Below are 15,542 nucleotides of genomic sequence, written 5' to 3' on the forward strand. Positions count from 1 at the left end.
ATGTGCCTAAGCCATGGTGATGGCTTTTGGCACAACCTCTTTTGTGTACTATATGGCAAGTGTGCAATAGGTTATCTTGCAGGAGCAAAATCAGCTACTGGCTTAAGAATCTCCTCGATCTGCTGTAAAGTATCAGCGGAGAGTACCGCATCTACAGCTTTGGCGTTTTCTGTAACTTGTTCTGGCTTACTGGCACCAATTAATGCTGAACTTACACCAGGCTGGCGCAGGATCCAAGCCAATGCCAATTGCGACAGCTTCAGGTCTAAACTGTGAGCGAGTTCAACCAGCTGTCCAACCACAGACAACACATCATCACGGAGGTAGCTGGAGATTACACCATTAACTGAATTATCCGCAGCACGGGTTCCTGCTGGAGGTTGTTGTCCCGGTTTATATTTGCCAGTCAGAATTCCTTGCGCCAGTGGAGAGAAGACCACTTGGCCCAGTCCCTCACGCTGGGATACTTCAAGGACCTCGTCTTCAATATAACGTTCGAACATATTATAGATGGGTTGATTGGAGATCAGTGGACGCAGATTCAGTCTGCGGCTGATACCAGCAGCATTAGAGATTTGGGCTGCGCTCCATTCGCTAACAGCGGAGTAGAGAATCTTGCCTTGAGCTGTGAGATCATCCAGTGCGCGTAGAGTCTCCTCTACAGGGGTCTCTGTATCGAAGCGATGACAATAATATACATCAATATAATCAGTGCCTAAGCGGCGGAGGCTGGCCTCACATTGCTCCATAATGTGCTTGCGGGACAAGCCACGGTTATTAACATCGTCTCCCATGGGGAAAAAGACCTTTGTGCTTAGCACATAAGATGATCTTTCATAGGAACGTAGAGCAGCACCCATCGCTTTTTCGCCTTCGCCACGGTTATATGCATTAGCCGTATCAAAGAAATTGATACCGCATTCAAAAGCTTTGCTTATACAAGCATCGGCTGCCTTTTGCTCTGCTGCGGTTCCATATGTAAGCCAACTGCCTAGTCCGATCTCACTGATTTTGAGCCCTGAATTGCCTAGTCTTCTATATTTCATTTTTCTCTTTCCTCCTTGTATTCTATATGATAACTTTACTTGTATTATAGGAGACATTCAAGTTGAATGATTAATATACTAGTAATCAAGGAGATGAAAGATACAATGACTAATCCAGCTACTAAAAAATCAAAAGTGATCTTATTTCAGGGTGACTCCATTACGGATGGGAATCGAGGTCGTGATGAAGACCCGAATCATATTCTTGGACATAGCTATGCGTATATCATCGGAGGCAAGCTAGGGAATGAGCGGGCAGAAGAAAATCTGGTATTCTATAACCGCGGAGTGAGTGGAGATCGAATCTCCGATTTATATGCACGCTGGAATGAAGATGCAATTAGCTTGCAGCCTGACATCATTAGTATATTGATTGGGGTAAACGATATTTGGAGAATGATGAAAGGGGAACCAAGTGGAGTTACGGACCGTTTTGAACGCGCTTACCGTCACGTACTTGAAGAAACACGTGAAGTTCTGCCACATACGAAGCTGGTTTTATGTGAGCCTTTTATTTTAAATACCGGAGCTCCAGCTGAACAGTGGACAGAATGGGAAGCGAAGATTACACATTATCAGGGAGTGGTTAAGCAGCTGTCTGAGCAATTTGATACAGTTTATGTACCTCTACAGGATGCTTTTAACGCAGCTGCAGAGAGAGCAGAGGCAGCCTATTGGCTGTGGGACGGCGTTCACCCGACGACTGCCGGGCATGATCTGATTGCTGGGGAATGGCTGAAGGTCGTTTTGGAAAGTGGTCTTTTAAACAATTAAGTTATAAAGTCATTATCTCTCTTTATCTATGCACCTACTGATCACTCAGCGGGCGCATAGATAAGAGATACATGGTAATTATTTAAGAAATCGATCCATTCCTTAGAAGGCTTCTGATCTGTAACGATATAATCCACTCTATCAAAGCTGAACAACTTAATGAACGCGGTCCGGTCAAATTTGGAGTGATCTACGAGCAGAACCACTTTATTCGCCTGCTGCTGCATAAGCACCTTCAGTTCGCTTTCTTCTTCATTTGAATCACTTAGACCGCCTGTCATGGACAATGCTTTACAGCTGAATATGGCTACATCCACATTATATTTTCGAATTGTCTGTGAAGCGGTATTTCCAACAAAGGAGCTGGTCTCGGGGCCTAAAATTCCACCTGTGGAAATCAGCTTTTGACCGGAGTGTTGAAATTCAGATAATACCACCAGAGAGTTCGTAATAATTGTCAGATTGTTTTTCTCCTCAATAATTCTACGCAAGGCTTCAAACACCGTTGAGCTCGTATCCGTCACCAAGCTGTCTCCATCATTGATTAATTGCAGTACATTATCGGCTATGATTCGCTTCGCTTCAATATTGACCTGATGCCTGCTGGTATAGGAAGGATCTTCATTGGTATGGGCGTTGAGAATGGCTCCACCATAATTTTTTTTGGCAAGACCTTCTTTGTCCAGTTTATCTAGATCCCGCCGAATGGTCTCTTCCGAGACGTTGAATTTTTGCGCTAGCTCTGCGACATGGACCTTCTTCTGTCTGTAAAGCTCTTTAATAATTAGATCCCGTCGTTCAAATGCTTTCATTCGTTCACTCACCTTTATATATAAGTCTGCTTTCTAGTGTACTACATTGTTGTTTAAATCTAAAAATAATTACATATTCACATAAAACCACAATATATAATAATTATATCACATAAAACCACACTTTTGTTTAGGTAATATGTTGTTTTGTGTTGACTAAAGCGCTTGCAGATTTTATGATGAAGGAGAAATAGATCTATTAACGATGACTCTAAGATGATCTTGAGGAGGAACGGCATTGATAGAAAACTATCCGAAAATTGGTATCCGCCCAACCATTGATGGCAGAAGAAGAGGCGTTCGTGAATCACTGGAAGAGCAAACGATGGGCATGGCTCAGCGGGTGGCTAAGTTTATTGAAGCGAATTTAAGGTATCCAAATGGGAGTCCTGTAGAGTGCATCATCGCCGATTCTACGATCGGTGGTGTTAAAGAAGCTGCTGCGGCGGCTCAGAAATTCTCCGGGGCTAACGTAGGGGTGTCGATCACCGTGACGCCTTGCTGGTGTTATGGCTCAGAGACAATGGATATGGATTCATCCATTCCGCATGCCGTGTGGGGATTTAACGGAACGGAACGGCCGGGTGCTGTGTATCTAGCTGCTGTTCTCTCTGCGTATGCTCAAAAGGGAATTCCTGCGTTTGGTATCTATGGTGAAGATGTTCAAGAGTCTAGCAGTGAAGAGATTCCAGTGGATGTGCAGTCTAAATTGCTACAGTTTGCTAGAGCAGGCTTAGCAGTTGCTCAAATGAAGGGGAAATCATATTTATCTATGGGTTCTGTTTCGATGGGGATTGCGGGTTCCATTGTGAATGAACAATTTTTCCAAGAGTATCTGGGCATGCGCAATGAATATATAGATATGTCTGAATATGTCCGGCGCTTTGAAGAAGAGATTTATGATAAAGAGGAATTTAAGCGGGCGCTTGCCTGGACTAAAGAAAACTGCCAAGTTGGCGCTGATAATAATCCGCAGCATCTGCAAATCAGTGCAGAAGAGAAAGAGAAGCAGTGGGAGACTTGTGTGAAAATGACATTGATCGCCCGCGACCTGATGATCGGCAATCCGGTTCTCGCTGAGCTTGGTTTTGAGGAGGAAGCTAACGGCCACAATGCAATTGTTGGCGGTTTCCAAGGCCAGAGACAATGGACGGACCATTTCCCTAACGGCGATTTCATGGAGACGATGTTGAATTCTTCTTTTGACTGGAACGGCAAACGGGCACCTTATCTCGTAGCGACAGAGAATGACAGCCTGAATGGGGTAACGATGTTGTTCAATTATTTGCTTACGAATACAGCACAAATTTTTGCTGATGTCCGAACCTTCTGGAGTCCCGATGCCGTTAAGCGAGTGACGGGTCATCAATTGGAGGGAGAAGCAGCTCACGGAATACTGCATCTGATCAACTCTGGTTCGGCAGCGCTTGATGGCACAGGTGAGCAGAGGATAGAGGGTAAGCCTGCAATCAAACCGTTTTGGGAGATTTCAGACGAAGAGGCTGAGGCTTGTCTAAGCAATACACAATTCCGGCCAGCTTCTCAAGAATATTTCCGAGGAGGCGGCTTCTCTACCGATTATTTAACCAAAGGCGGAATGCCGGTTACTATGGCTCGCTTGAACCTGGTGAAGGGGCTTGGACCTGTTCTTCAGCTTGTTGAAGGTTACACTGTAGAGCTGCCTGAAGAGGTTCATCATATTTTGGATCAAAGAACAGATCCGACCTGGCCGACGACCTGGTTCGCTCCTAAGCTAACTAACAGTGGTTCATTCCAATCGGTATATGATGTCATGAATAATTGGGGCGCGAATCATGGGGCGATCAGTTATGACCATATCGGGGCGGATCTAATTACGCTGGCGTCGATTTTGCGTATTCCAGTAAGTATGCATAACGTTGAGGAATCACGTATTTTCAGACCACGGGTGTGGTCGTTATTTGGGACGGAGAATCTGGAAGGAGCAGATTACAGAGCCTGTCAGAATTTCGGACCGCTATATTAAAATCTTCTTGTGAAGCAGGTGTGCGTGAAATGGGTGATACGATTAAGCTTCTGGCTATGGATCTTGGCGCCAGCTCCGGAAGAGTGATGTTGGGATTGTATGACGGTAACACCCTTCGCATGGAAGAAATTCATCGGTTTGCTAATACCCCGGTGTATATTGGCGGGCATTTGTATTGGGATGTTTTGAAGCTCTTTCACGAAATGAAAAAAGGAATCCAGAGAGCTTATAGGGCGCGTGGAAAATTGAGGTCTCTAAGCGTGGATACGTGGGGAGTCGATTACGGTTTTATTGATAAAAGAGGGATGTTGCTCTATTCCCCCCATCATTATAGGGATAAGAGAATGGGAAGTCATCGTCTAGGGTTGGAGGTACTGCTTCCGCCAAGGGAGCAATTTAGCGTTACTGGTATTCAACCGAGCTTGATTAATACGGTTTATCAGCTGTTTGCTGATTTTCAGGATAATGATTCTCTGCTAGAGGTCGCAGATACTATTTTAATGATGCCAGACCTGTTCCACTATTTGTTCTCTGGTATCGCGGCAGCAGAAAGCACGATTTGGAGTACAAGTGGCTTAATGGACGCTGTATCTGGTGAAGTCTCTACTGAAGTATTTAGCAGGCTTAGTATCCCGGTTAGCCTAGTGCCACAACAGGTTCAATCGGGGACGGTCATTGGTCCTATCCTTCCGGTAATTCAAGAGGAGCTTAGCGTTGGTCCAATGGAGGTAATTGCGGGTGCTTCTCATGATACGGCTTCAGCAGTAGCTTCCATTCCGTATTCTCTTAAGGATAATGCAGCATTTATAAGCTGTGGAACATGGTCGATAGTGGGCATGGAGACGCCTGAAGCTGTCATTACAGAGAAAAGCTATGAATACGGATTCACAAATGAGCAGTGTTACGGCCAATCTAATCGTTTGCTCAAAAATATAACGGGACTATGGATTTTGCAGGAGCTGCAAAGGAATTGGGCAGAAGCGGGAAAATACGTCAGCCAAGGCCAAATGGTTGAGCTAGCTGAAACCATAAATCATGCCCCAGCAATTATTGATCCGAATGATGAACTGTTTAGTACACCCGGTGTGATGACCCAACGGATTAGAGAATATTGCGAACGAACAGGCCAGCAAGCTCCCTACACGAAAGCTGAGATTATTCGCGTCATACTTGAGAGCTTAGCAGAGTCCTATCGCCATACGATTAACGAAATGGAAGAGATCACCGGCAAAAAAATCAATATCATTCATATGGTCGGTGGTGGGATTCAGAATGAACTGCTCTGTCAGCTTACCGCTAATATTACGGGGAGAAAAGTTGTAGCAGGGCCTGTGGAAGCTAGTGCAATTGGCAATATAATTATTCAACTGGCTGCCCTAGGGGAATTGGAAATCTCCGAAGGCAAGCAGGTAGTGGAAAGATCTTTTGCCTTTAAGACATATCAGCCTTCTTTGGTGAAGGTTTGTGAAAAATAGGATGCGAGGAGAGAAGCCCTATGGATACATTGGAACAAAAATTACGTTTGCAGATTTGTGATATCGGGAGAAACCTGTTTAATAAAGATTTTATCGCGGCTAATGATGGGAATATTTCTGCTCGCTTATCAGAGAATGTAATTCTGACTACCCCCAGAGCGGTGAGTAAGGGATATTTAGAGCCTCATATGCTTGTAAAAGTGAATCTGCAAGGTGAAGTCCTTGAAGCAGCTGAAGGCTACAGACCCTCAACGGAAGCGAAAATGCATCTAAGAATTTATAATGAGCTGCCAGAGATGAAGGGTGTGGTCCATGCACATCCCCCGTATGCTACTGCATTTGCCATAAAAGGTGAGGCGCTCGACAAGATGATGATGCCAGAGTCGGTGATCATGATCGGAGATATTCCATTGGCGGAATATGGAACACCATCGACGGAAGAAATTCCAGATTCACTGATGCCTTTCCTGGGCAAAAAAACTGCGGTCCTGCTCGAGAATCACGGAGCCCTTACTTGGGGAGAAGATGTTATGGAAGCATATCTGAACATGGAGCGGCTTGAGTATACCGCCAAGCTCACCTTCATTACCCGGATGATTGGCGGGGAGAGAGAATTGCCGCAGCATCGGATTGATGAGCTGGTAGCGTTGCGATCATTTTATGGGAAGTAAAGAGGTGCCTTATGTTAAAAGGAATTCCTAAGCTGCTGTCTCCGGAGCTGGTGCGCATTCTGATGGAAATGGGTCATGGGGATGAGCTTGTATTGGCTGATGCGAATTATCCCGGACATTCGTTGAATCCGAGGGTACTGAGATATGATGGCATCGGTATTCCTGATCTGCTGGATGCCATCTTAGAGTTGTTACCTCTGGATCATTATGCAGAGCAACAGGTGGCTTTTATGGCAGTGGTGGCTGGAGATCCAACTGTACCGGTCATCTGGTCCACATACGAGACTATCATTGCCAAACATGATGCTGAAGCGACGATTAAACATGAGGAACGTTTTGATTTCTATAACCGTTCTAAGCAAAGTTATGCGGTTATAGTTACTGGTGAAGAAGCATTGTATGGGAATGTTATTCTTAAAAAAGGCGTTATTAAAAGTTAAAATAACGGAAATGAAGCCGCTAACCGCTTGGGTGACCAAGGAGTTAGCGGCTTTTTATGCTGTAAGGATAAGTATTTATAACCGGATTACCCTGTACTCATATGCACCAAGGGAGAGGGGGCCGCAGGCCACGGATTTGCCTGAGAGAACATCATGTCCGTCCCGCGGGAGTGTGAGACTTCCCCCGTGTCCATCCATATTTACAATGGTCCACACTTCGGTACCTTGGTCATTGCTTCTAGGGCAGACAAGGGTTCCCTTAGTGACATCACTGCGTACGGTAACACCAGTACGTTCTGCATAATGATCAATAAGTTTACATAACATTAGGTCACCTTCTTCACCGGCAGGCATTGAACCCAGCATAACAATAGTACCTTGTCCGTAAGGCTGCTCCGTCAGGAAGGACAAACCCGGTGTCACCCCCTCCGTAATCATTCCGAGACTGGAAGCGGACTCTGAAACGGGTTCAAAAACAGAACTCCACATGGACAAGGGAGCAGATACCCCAAAAGCGTGTCCAATCGTGCCTGTTAATTCCAGCGGATAGATAAACTTAGTTTTGACTCCTGCTAATCGCTCCAATTCCCCAAGTCCGGCATTCCTATGAAGGGTATGCTCCTTCGTTCGTCCTCCGGTAAGAGGACCGACAATCCAAATCCCGCCAGCTGCTGTGAAGGCCAGCGCACTTTCCACATACTCGGGGGACAAATAATGTACGAATGGAGTGAATAACAGCTTGTATCCGGTTAAGTCACCGCCTTCGGGCAGCAGATCCCGGTGAATACCCATATGTAGAATTCTTTTGTAGAAATCGCCCAGCAGACTACGATAATTTAGCTTCCGATGAGGTTCAGTTGCGAGATAAGCTTTGGTTCTGTCCGAATAGGTAATCGCAACATCTGCCCGAAGGGGCCGGGTGGAGAGCATAATTTGTTCAATTTCTTGCCGTGCTTGATTGGCCTCCAGCACATTATCGTACCCTAGAGCGGGTTCTCCCCAGGCACTAAGGATCGAGCTATGTGTTTGTTCACTTCCGGAAGTATGCTGGCGCCAGAGCCAATAGCAAAATGCACCTGCACCCAGCGCATAGGCGGCAACCGCTTCTGCCTTCAGATATCCGTTCGGATGTGGCACACCAAAACTTACTAGAGATGCGGCAAACGAGGGTCCTGTCTCCATTATCCAGAAATCTTTTCCCGGCTTGAAATTTCGCCATAGATCACAGTTAAGCAGATAAGCATGCATATTTTCCTGTGAGGCATAAGTGTCGTAGGCGGCAAAGTCGAGATTCTGAAATAGCCGCTCATTATCTAGATGAAAAGCGACACTGCTGTTGTGGGTAATTGGTGCAGAGGAGTGGCGGCGGATAATATCAGCCTGCTCATCGGCGAATTCAGCGATTTTTTCCATTGAAAATAAGCGGTACATCGTCCGCAGAGATGAATTGTGGAGGAAAGGTGCGGGTCCTGGCTGTGGCACCTGATCAAAACGTTGATAAGTTTGGCTCCAGACGGCTGTTCCCCATGCCTCATTCAACTTTTCAATGGAGCTGTAGCGCTGCTGCAACCAGATATGCCATAAGCCTTTACAGGTCTCACACATGCACTCCGCCACATGCGCTTTGAATTCGTTATCGAGCTGCCAGGCGGTTAACCCCGGAAGTGCTCCGGTCTCCTTGGCAATATGCTCCGTAATGATGGTAGCCCGCTCACGAAAATAAGGATTGTTCGTACAGATATGCTGCCGTGCTCCATGTCCCATTACCGTTCCGCTCTCATCCACATAACAGCGCTCAGGATGTCCATGGGTAAGCCAAATGGGGGGTGTAGGTGTCGGCGTACACATTACTGTGTCAATTCCGTTTCTATGTAACCTTTCGATATATTTCACGACGGGACGGATATCAATCTTATCTTCTTCTGGCTCCAAGGCAGACCAAATGAATTCTCCGATTCGTACGATATTAATCCCCGTTTCTTTCATTAGAAGGATGTCCTGCTCAAGCACCTCTTCACTCCATAGCTCGGGATACCAAGCAGCACCATAGTATAACTTGTTCTTCATTTCAGCTCCCCCTTTAAGGCAAACATTTGCTGGAAATCATCACTTGGAATCATAGGTTGTTAGGGTCTTGCGGGCAATAGTAAACTTTTGCGCGGTTTGGACTTTTTAGATAAAATGGGATTTTTAGCTTATATAGAGCGTTCAAAAAAGTCCGATTGCTGGAAAAAATCACTAGCAGCATAATAGGAGTCGCAGTAAGGGTGATTGCAGTAATCCATGGCTACAGTAATCGCGAGCTGTACATGACAAATGGAGGTGAACAGGATGAAGCACGTAACAGTTCCGGGAACTGCAGAACAACAGCCAAAGCCGCAGACCTATCGAAATATCCGGGTAAGAAGATGGAAACGTTTTAAACGTGATAAATGGTTATATATTCTGCTGCTCCCTGGAGTCCTTTATTTTCTTGTTTTCAAATATGTTCCGATGTGGGGCGTGCTGTTGGCTTTTAAGAATTACCAGCCGTTTCTTGGTTTTCAGAAAAGTGAATGGGTAGGTTTTGAGCATTTTCGTGTTTTTTTCCAGAATCCCGATTTCTTTATGCTGCTGCGCAATACGTTATTGTTATCGTTTTATAATTTGATTTTCTTTTTTCCGGCGCCGATTATTCTGGCACTGCTTCTAAACGAAATACGGCTTTCCTTCTATAAAAAGACGATACAAACGATGATTTATGTTCCGCACTTTATATCCATGGTCATTGTGGCCAGTATGAGCTATGTATTTCTAACTACGGAAGGCGGGACTGTAAATGAGTTTTTGTATACGTTTACAGGCAGGAAAATAGACTTTCTAGCTAATCCCGACTGGTTCCGTCCATTGATTATTCTCCAGACGATCTGGAAGGAGTGCGGCTGGGGGACGATTATATTTCTGGCAGCGCTGGCCGGTGTAGATGTGGAGCAATATGAGGCTGCGGTAGTAGACGGTGCGAACAGGTGGCGGCAGATTTGGCATATTACGTTGCCTGCTATCCGCAGTACAATCGTTATTTTACTTATTCTTCGGATGGGAACGATTTTGGATAACGGTTTTGAACAAATTTATTTAATGATGAATGCTCTTAATCGTGAAGTAGGTGAGGTGTTCGATACCTATGTATACGCACTGGGAATCACCCAGGGAGCTTTTAGCTACAGTACAGCTGTTGGATTATTCAAATCAATAATCGGTGTGACGCTTGTGCTCGGGACGAATTGGATCGCCAAAAAATTTGGTGAATCCGGACTTTATTGAGAAGGGAGTAGCTTGCTGTGGCCAAACAATACAAGAGTACGGGTGGAACTGCATTTGATGTATTCAATTATATATTTTTAGGGATTATCGGAATCGTAGCGATTCTCCCTTTCCTCTTTGTGGTTTCGGGCTCCTTCGCTACAGATGCGGAAATTACTAAACGTGCCGTATTCCTGATCCCGACCACGATTTCATTTGACGCCTACCGATTTATCTTTTCAACAGATACGATTATGCGCAGTATAGGGGTTTCTATTTATGTTACGGTAATCGGAACTGTCGTTAATTTATTCTTCACGGTAACAATGGCTTATCCGATGGCAAAACGATATCTGATGGGCCGTAATTTGGTACTCAACCTTGTTATTTTTACGATGCTGTTCGGTGGAGGAATGATTCCAACCTATCTCGTCATTCGGGAACTGCATCTGCTGGATACGCTCAATTCTCTTATTTTACCGGGAGCAATTAGCGCCTTTAACCTGATTATTGTCAAAAACTTTTTTCAGGAGCTGCCTATAGAAATGGAAGAAGCGGCGCGTATTGATGGTTGTTCTGAGCTGGGCTTGTTGTGGAAGATAGTCCTTCCGTTATCCAAACCGGTTCTTGCTACATTTACGTTGTTCTATGCTGTGGGACATTGGAACAATTTCTTCTCGGCACTGCTCTACATTACGGATCCGACAAAATGGCCTTTGCAGGTGATGCTGCGACAGATCGTAATGTTGTCCCAATCTGCGGCTGGTGATATGAGTTCTATGGATCCGAGCTTTGTACAGCCACCGGAGCAGTCGATTAAAATGGCGGTTATTGTAGTAGGTACTCTACCAATTTTATGTGTGTACCCATTTCTGCAAAAACATTTCGCTAAAGGGGTGATGCTGGGTTCTGTTAAAGGATAGCAAACTTAACTTATTCCAATTTGGAGGTATAATAATGGAAGCTAATCGTTCGGTAAAAAAGAAGCGCTGGTTGTTACTTTTACTTGTGGCTATGATGGTTACCACTGTTGTTGCAGGTTGCTCAGGTAATGAATCTGCAGGTTCTAACAGCAAAAGTGAGGGGAGTAGTAATACTGGAGAAGAGAAAAGCGAGTCCCCGCTGGATCTGACCCTCATGCTGCCGATATTCAAAACAAATTATCCGAAGGATGGCAGTCCGGTTGCTGCTGAACTGGAGAAACAGACCCACACAAAAATCCACTTTGAGTGGGTCCCGAACGCATCTTATGCAGATAAATTTAATATTACGCTAGCTTCTGGGAAGCTGCCGACTATTATCTACGTGGGGGATGTTAAGGCTTCTAGTTTTGTGAACGCTGCCAAATCGGGCGCATTCTGGGAAGTAGGGCCTTATCTTAAGGATTATCCGAATTTAAGCCAAGCGAACCCGGTTATTCTGAAAAACTCGGCTATTGATGGGAAGAATTACGGAATCTATCGGGGGCGTGTACTCGGCCGTAACGGTATGGTTTTCCGTAAGGATTGGCTGGAGAAGGTGGGGCTGCAAACACCGCAGACGGTAGATGATTTCTACAATATGCTGAAAGCGTTCAAGGAAAAAGATCCAGACGGCAATGGTAAAGAGGATACTTATGGCATGGTGCTGGTCAAATGGAGCGGCCAGTGGGCCAGCGGTTTTGATACCATTAAGTTATGGTTTGGAACACCGAATAAATGGGGCGTGCAAGATGGCAAGCTGGTGCCTGAGCATGAATATCCAGAATATTTGGAAGCGCTTAAGTTCATGAAGAAGCTGTATGATGAGAAATTGATCAACTCCGACTTCGCAGTTATGGATAGTGCCAAATGGACAGATCCGATCGTGAACAATAAGGCAGGAGTAATCGTCGATGTGGTCGATACAGGCGCCCGGGTGGATGATAAAATTCACGCTGCGCTAGAAAAAGAAGGCAAAGACGAACCGGATAAACATTATGTAGATGTAAGCGGGGGCGTAACAGGTACGGATGGCAAGCTACATACATTGCCGACCTCTGGTTTCTCGGGCATGCTGGCTATTCCAAAATCATCTGTGAAGAGTGAAGAAGAACTGAAACGGGTACTGGCTTTTCTAGATCAAATCAATAATCCGGAATTACAAACGATGTTAGGTTTTGGTTTGGAAGGTACTCACTACACTATGGTGGATGGTTTTATTGAACGCTCCAAAGACACTGTCCTTCTGGAGTCAGAAGTGGAAGGGTTAAACCAAATTCTGGCCTTTATACCTGAGGACAAATCCAAGACTGTAGCTCAGACACCGCTGCGGCTTAAACAAATCGAAGTTCAGAAAGCAAATGAAGCTTCGATCGTGGTTAATCCGGCAGAGGCCTTTATTTCCACAGTATATTCGCAAAAGGGCGCTCAACTTGACAATGTAATTAATGATGCACGCATAAAATATATTGTAGGACAAATTGATGAAGCTGAATTGAAATCAGCATTTGATGTATGGAGAAAAACAGGTGGAGATGATTTAGTTAAGGAAATGAACGAGTTATACGCTAAGGCTGACCGCTAGATCCTTCCTAGTGCTTTTATCCGGCTGGAAAGGATCTGAGGAGCAAAACGAATGTGGTTCGATTGCACTTCAAATTTATCTGATTCGGCTGGTGAGAGCATAGTGATGAGAAATGTGGCGAAATGGAAGCGTTATACAAAAGGCTGGTCAGGCTGTAAGGGCCGATATTATCGTAAAAATCTGATCATTATGCTGGTGGTGTCATCCATTCCGGGGTTTATTATTGGTGCGCTTGTCTACTGGATGGCAGGGGGACGCCTGGAGAGCGAGCTGCTGCAGATGCATAACAGGCAGATTGAACAGCGGGCGGCTAATATTGATGATCAACTGTCCAATCTGGAGCTGATGCTGGCACATTGGGCCTTTGATCCCAAGTTTGATTACAGCTTGAATGGCCTTGATTTTATTCAGGATCATGAGCGGGCTTGGGATATTACGAAGACACTCGTAGTGATGCAGGGCTCAAACACGATGACGAGTAACGTTGAACTCTATCTATCAGGAGATCATCCATTACTATTTAATCCCGAATATGGCACGATTGACTCCAGCGCGGTATCGGGTCAATATGACAAATTGATTGATACTGAACAAAGCACCTATTGGACGCAGTGGGCATTCGATCCCAATAAACCAAATGTCAAAGAATTAACGCTTGTCCATCATATTCCGGGCGGAAGCTTGAAGCCCTTCGGGGCTCTTTTGCTCCGCATGGATACGGAGAAAGTAGCTGCGATGCTACGAACTATGACACCTTATAATAGCGGCGAGACATTTTTGCTGCAGACGACGGGGGATTTGTACGTATCTGTTGGAGACAGTGCCGAGGATTCTCCCTTACTTACCGCATTGCATAATGAGATTGTGGAACGGGGCGCGAACCATGAGTCAAATCTTGAGTCCTCTTTTCTCTTCGACTGGGGTAAGGCTACATATGCAGTGACTTATGGTGAGTTTTCCCGACTCTCCGCAGATTGGCTCTATGTGTCCGCTTCACCGATAACCAGCATAACTTCACCTGTCGTCTTCATTTCAAGACTGATATTTTTAGTTAGCTTCAGTGCTTTGCTGCTGGCGGCGATTCTGTCTTGGTTTGCTTCCCGCAAAATCTATTCACCGATAGGACGTTTGCTGCAGACTTTGTTGCCTGACCAAGCGGCGGCTGCGAGTAGGGAGGATGAGTTTATTCTGATTGAACGACATTGGCAGAACTTGCACGGGGAGAGCCATGCCCTGAAGTACACTCTTTCCGAGCAACTTCCACATGTGAAGGAAAGCTTCCTGCATCAGCTGTTTCAGGGATATTTATATTCTTATTCTGAGCAGGATCTGCAAAGCCGGATGCGGCGTTTTAAGTGGGAAGTAGAGGATTGTCATTATATTATTCTTTATATTCAGCTTACAGGCATCTCCAGCCAGGAGGGGAAGTTCCGCAACGGTGATGAAAGTCTTGTATCATTCGCCGCCGTCAATATTATCGGAGAATTGTCTGCCGAGCACTTTAAGCAGGCTGATATTATCAATTTCCATGATCTCACGGCAGGATTACTTCTTATCGAACCCGTTGCGAATCCATCGCTGGAAGCGGTGCAAGCCTTTAGCGAAGAACTGACAGGAACGATTAATCGCATGTTAAAAATGAGGGTAACAGTGGCGTTTAGTGCACCGGTTGGAAGGATATCCGGTATTCCGCTAGCGTTCGAGGCTGCGAAGCAAGCCGCTAGTTATCGCCAGTTTGGTGGTGAGAACCAGATTATTAATATGGAGCTACTGGATCGTGAGGGGCAAAGTACGCCTGAACCGCAATATTCGTTCACTTTGGAGCGCGGAATGATTCAGGCCCTGCGCACAGGAGAAGCGGAAGAGGCTTACCGGCTGTTGGAGGAATTTCTGGAGGCACTGTGTGCCAATGGGGCAAAAGTGATTGATGTGCAGCAGGGCATGCTTCATTTGTTAGGCAGTATTCAGCACGCCATTATGGTCTCAGGCATTCATCCAAACCAACTGTTCAAAGGGGCTAATCTGTACGCGGCACTGTCGCAAATTCATGAGCCGAAGCTTATCCTTGCCTGGTTTCAGGAAAAGGTAGTCGCACCGTATCTGACGGAGCTGAGCGAGCGTTCTGATGCCGGAATCAAACGGACGATTGAGCATGCCATGATGTATATCAATGAGCATTATATGGATAATATTTCGCTGGATGGATGTGCGGATTATACAGGGATCAGCCCATTTTTACTGAGTAAATCATTCAAACGGGTCACCGGGAAAAATTTCATTGATTATCTGACCGAATTGCGGCTTGATAAAGCCAAGGAGCTGCTGCGTGATACCTCGCTGCGAATTAACGATGTAGCTGAACAGGTGGGTTATCAGCATAGCTATTTTAACCGGATTTTTAAGAAACAAGAGGGAATAACCCCAAGCCGCTATAGAGAGCTAAGCCATAATAATGAAGCTCTTTAAAAGTAAGAAGACGTGCGGCGAAGAAGG

General features: G+C 45.4%; 12 protein-coding genes. 9 read left to right on the forward strand and 3 right to left on the reverse strand.

The features are described 5' to 3' along the window. Window positions 1-71: 71 nt before the first annotated feature. Window positions 72-1,046 carry an aldo/keto reductase family protein gene (locus NYE35_RS07850; RefSeq protein ID WP_340889292.1) on the reverse strand — a complete coding sequence of 325 codons (975 nt, stop codon included), beginning with the start codon at window positions 1,044-1,046 and terminating at the stop codon, window positions 72-74. A 66-nt stretch (window positions 1,047-1,112) separates the two neighbouring features. On the opposite strand from NYE35_RS07850, the gene NYE35_RS07855 reads away from it, so the two are divergent. Further along, window positions 1,113-1,820 carry an SGNH/GDSL hydrolase family protein gene (locus NYE35_RS07855; protein WP_341120598.1) on the forward strand — a complete coding sequence of 236 codons (708 nt, stop codon included), beginning with the start codon at window positions 1,113-1,115 and terminating at the stop codon, window positions 1,818-1,820. A gap of 41 nt (window positions 1,821-1,861) precedes the next feature. Here NYE35_RS07855 and NYE35_RS07860 read toward each other — a convergent pair whose 3' ends face one another. Then, a complete protein-coding gene (locus NYE35_RS07860) occupies window positions 1,862-2,632 on the reverse strand; it encodes a DeoR/GlpR family DNA-binding transcription regulator (protein WP_076317273.1) in 771 nt (256 codons plus the stop codon). Between the two features lie 241 nt (window positions 2,633-2,873). On the opposite strand from NYE35_RS07860, the gene NYE35_RS07865 reads away from it, so the two are divergent. From NYE35_RS07865 to fucU, 4 genes are read left to right on the forward strand one after another with little or no spacing between them, the layout of a single operon-like run. Then, window positions 2,874-4,637 carry an L-fucose isomerase gene (locus NYE35_RS07865; protein ID WP_445321966.1) on the forward strand — a complete coding sequence of 588 codons (1,764 nt, stop codon included), beginning with the start codon at window positions 2,874-2,876 and terminating at the stop codon, window positions 4,635-4,637. Window positions 4,638-4,666: 29 nt separating this feature from the next. After that, entirely contained in the window at window positions 4,667-6,112 is a 1,446-nt protein-coding gene (locus NYE35_RS07870; protein ID WP_326047074.1) for a rhamnulokinase, read from the forward strand. A gap of 20 nt (window positions 6,113-6,132) precedes the next feature. After that, window positions 6,133-6,783 (forward strand): class II aldolase/adducin family protein, encoded by a 651-nt coding sequence (locus NYE35_RS07875; RefSeq protein WP_038569477.1) that lies wholly within the window; start codon window positions 6,133-6,135, stop codon window positions 6,781-6,783. 11 nt (window positions 6,784-6,794) lie between these two features. Then, window positions 6,795-7,223: an L-fucose mutarotase gene (gene fucU / locus NYE35_RS07880; protein WP_036675675.1), complete on the forward strand. Its 429-nt coding sequence runs from the start codon at window positions 6,795-6,797 to the stop codon at window positions 7,221-7,223. 75 nt (window positions 7,224-7,298) lie between these two features. On the opposite strand, the gene NYE35_RS07885 is transcribed toward fucU, so the two are convergent. Further along, on the reverse strand, window positions 7,299-9,290 hold the full coding sequence (locus tag NYE35_RS07885; protein ID WP_341120601.1) for a beta-galactosidase: 1,992 nt from the start codon (window positions 9,288-9,290) through the stop codon (window positions 7,299-7,301). A gap of 264 nt (window positions 9,291-9,554) precedes the next feature. Here NYE35_RS07885 and NYE35_RS07890 point away from each other — a divergent pair, with 264 nt between their 5' ends. Genes NYE35_RS07890 through NYE35_RS07905 form a run of 4 tightly spaced genes read left to right on the forward strand, consistent with a single transcriptional unit; the run spans window position 9,555 to window position 15,515 of the window. Continuing rightward, window positions 9,555-10,526 (forward strand): ABC transporter permease, encoded by a 972-nt coding sequence (locus NYE35_RS07890; protein WP_036675672.1) that lies wholly within the window; start codon window positions 9,555-9,557, stop codon window positions 10,524-10,526. 17 nt (window positions 10,527-10,543) lie between these two features. Beyond that, window positions 10,544-11,428, forward strand: a complete 885-nt coding sequence (locus NYE35_RS07895; RefSeq protein ID WP_036675671.1) for a carbohydrate ABC transporter permease — start codon at window positions 10,544-10,546, stop codon at window positions 11,426-11,428. A 34-nt stretch (window positions 11,429-11,462) separates the two neighbouring features. After that, on the forward strand, window positions 11,463-13,049 hold the full coding sequence (locus NYE35_RS07900) for an extracellular solute-binding protein (RefSeq protein WP_036675669.1): 1,587 nt from the start codon (window positions 11,463-11,465) through the stop codon (window positions 13,047-13,049). Window positions 13,050-13,100: 51 nt separating this feature from the next. Then, window positions 13,101-15,515 carry a helix-turn-helix domain-containing protein gene (locus tag NYE35_RS07905; protein ID WP_341120603.1) on the forward strand — a complete coding sequence of 805 codons (2,415 nt, stop codon included), beginning with the start codon at window positions 13,101-13,103 and terminating at the stop codon, window positions 15,513-15,515. The last annotated feature ends 27 nt before the right edge of the window (window positions 15,516-15,542 follow it).

The organism is Paenibacillus sp. FSL L8-0494, assembly GCF_038003695.1.
Lineage (GTDB): Bacteria > Bacillota > Bacilli > Paenibacillales > Paenibacillaceae > Paenibacillus_AQ > Paenibacillus_AQ odorifer.

Coding starts and splice junctions, on each gene's coding strand:
- NYE35_RS07890 (WP_036675672.1), top strand. CDS start 9,555: ATGAAGCACGTAACAGTTCCGGGAACTGCAGAACAACAGCCAAAGCCG.
- NYE35_RS07905 (WP_341120603.1), top strand. CDS start 13,101: ATGTGGTTCGATTGCACTTCAAATTTATCTGATTCGGCTGGTGAGAGC.
- fucU (WP_036675675.1), top strand. CDS start 6,795: ATGTTAAAAGGAATTCCTAAGCTGCTGTCTCCGGAGCTGGTGCGCATT.
- NYE35_RS07850 (WP_340889292.1), bottom strand. CDS start 1,046: ATGAAATATAGAAGACTAGGCAATTCAGGGCTCAAAATCAGTGAGATC.
- NYE35_RS07855 (WP_341120598.1), top strand. CDS start 1,113: ATGATTAATATACTAGTAATCAAGGAGATGAAAGATACAATGACTAAT.
- NYE35_RS07900 (WP_036675669.1), top strand. CDS start 11,463: ATGGAAGCTAATCGTTCGGTAAAAAAGAAGCGCTGGTTGTTACTTTTA.
- NYE35_RS07875 (WP_038569477.1), top strand. CDS start 6,133: ATGGATACATTGGAACAAAAATTACGTTTGCAGATTTGTGATATCGGG.
- NYE35_RS07870 (WP_326047074.1), top strand. CDS start 4,667: ATGGGTGATACGATTAAGCTTCTGGCTATGGATCTTGGCGCCAGCTCC.
- NYE35_RS07885 (WP_341120601.1), bottom strand. CDS start 9,290: ATGAAGAACAAGTTATACTATGGTGCTGCTTGGTATCCCGAGCTATGG.
- NYE35_RS07860 (WP_076317273.1), bottom strand. CDS start 2,632: ATGAAAGCATTTGAACGACGGGATCTAATTATTAAAGAGCTTTACAGA.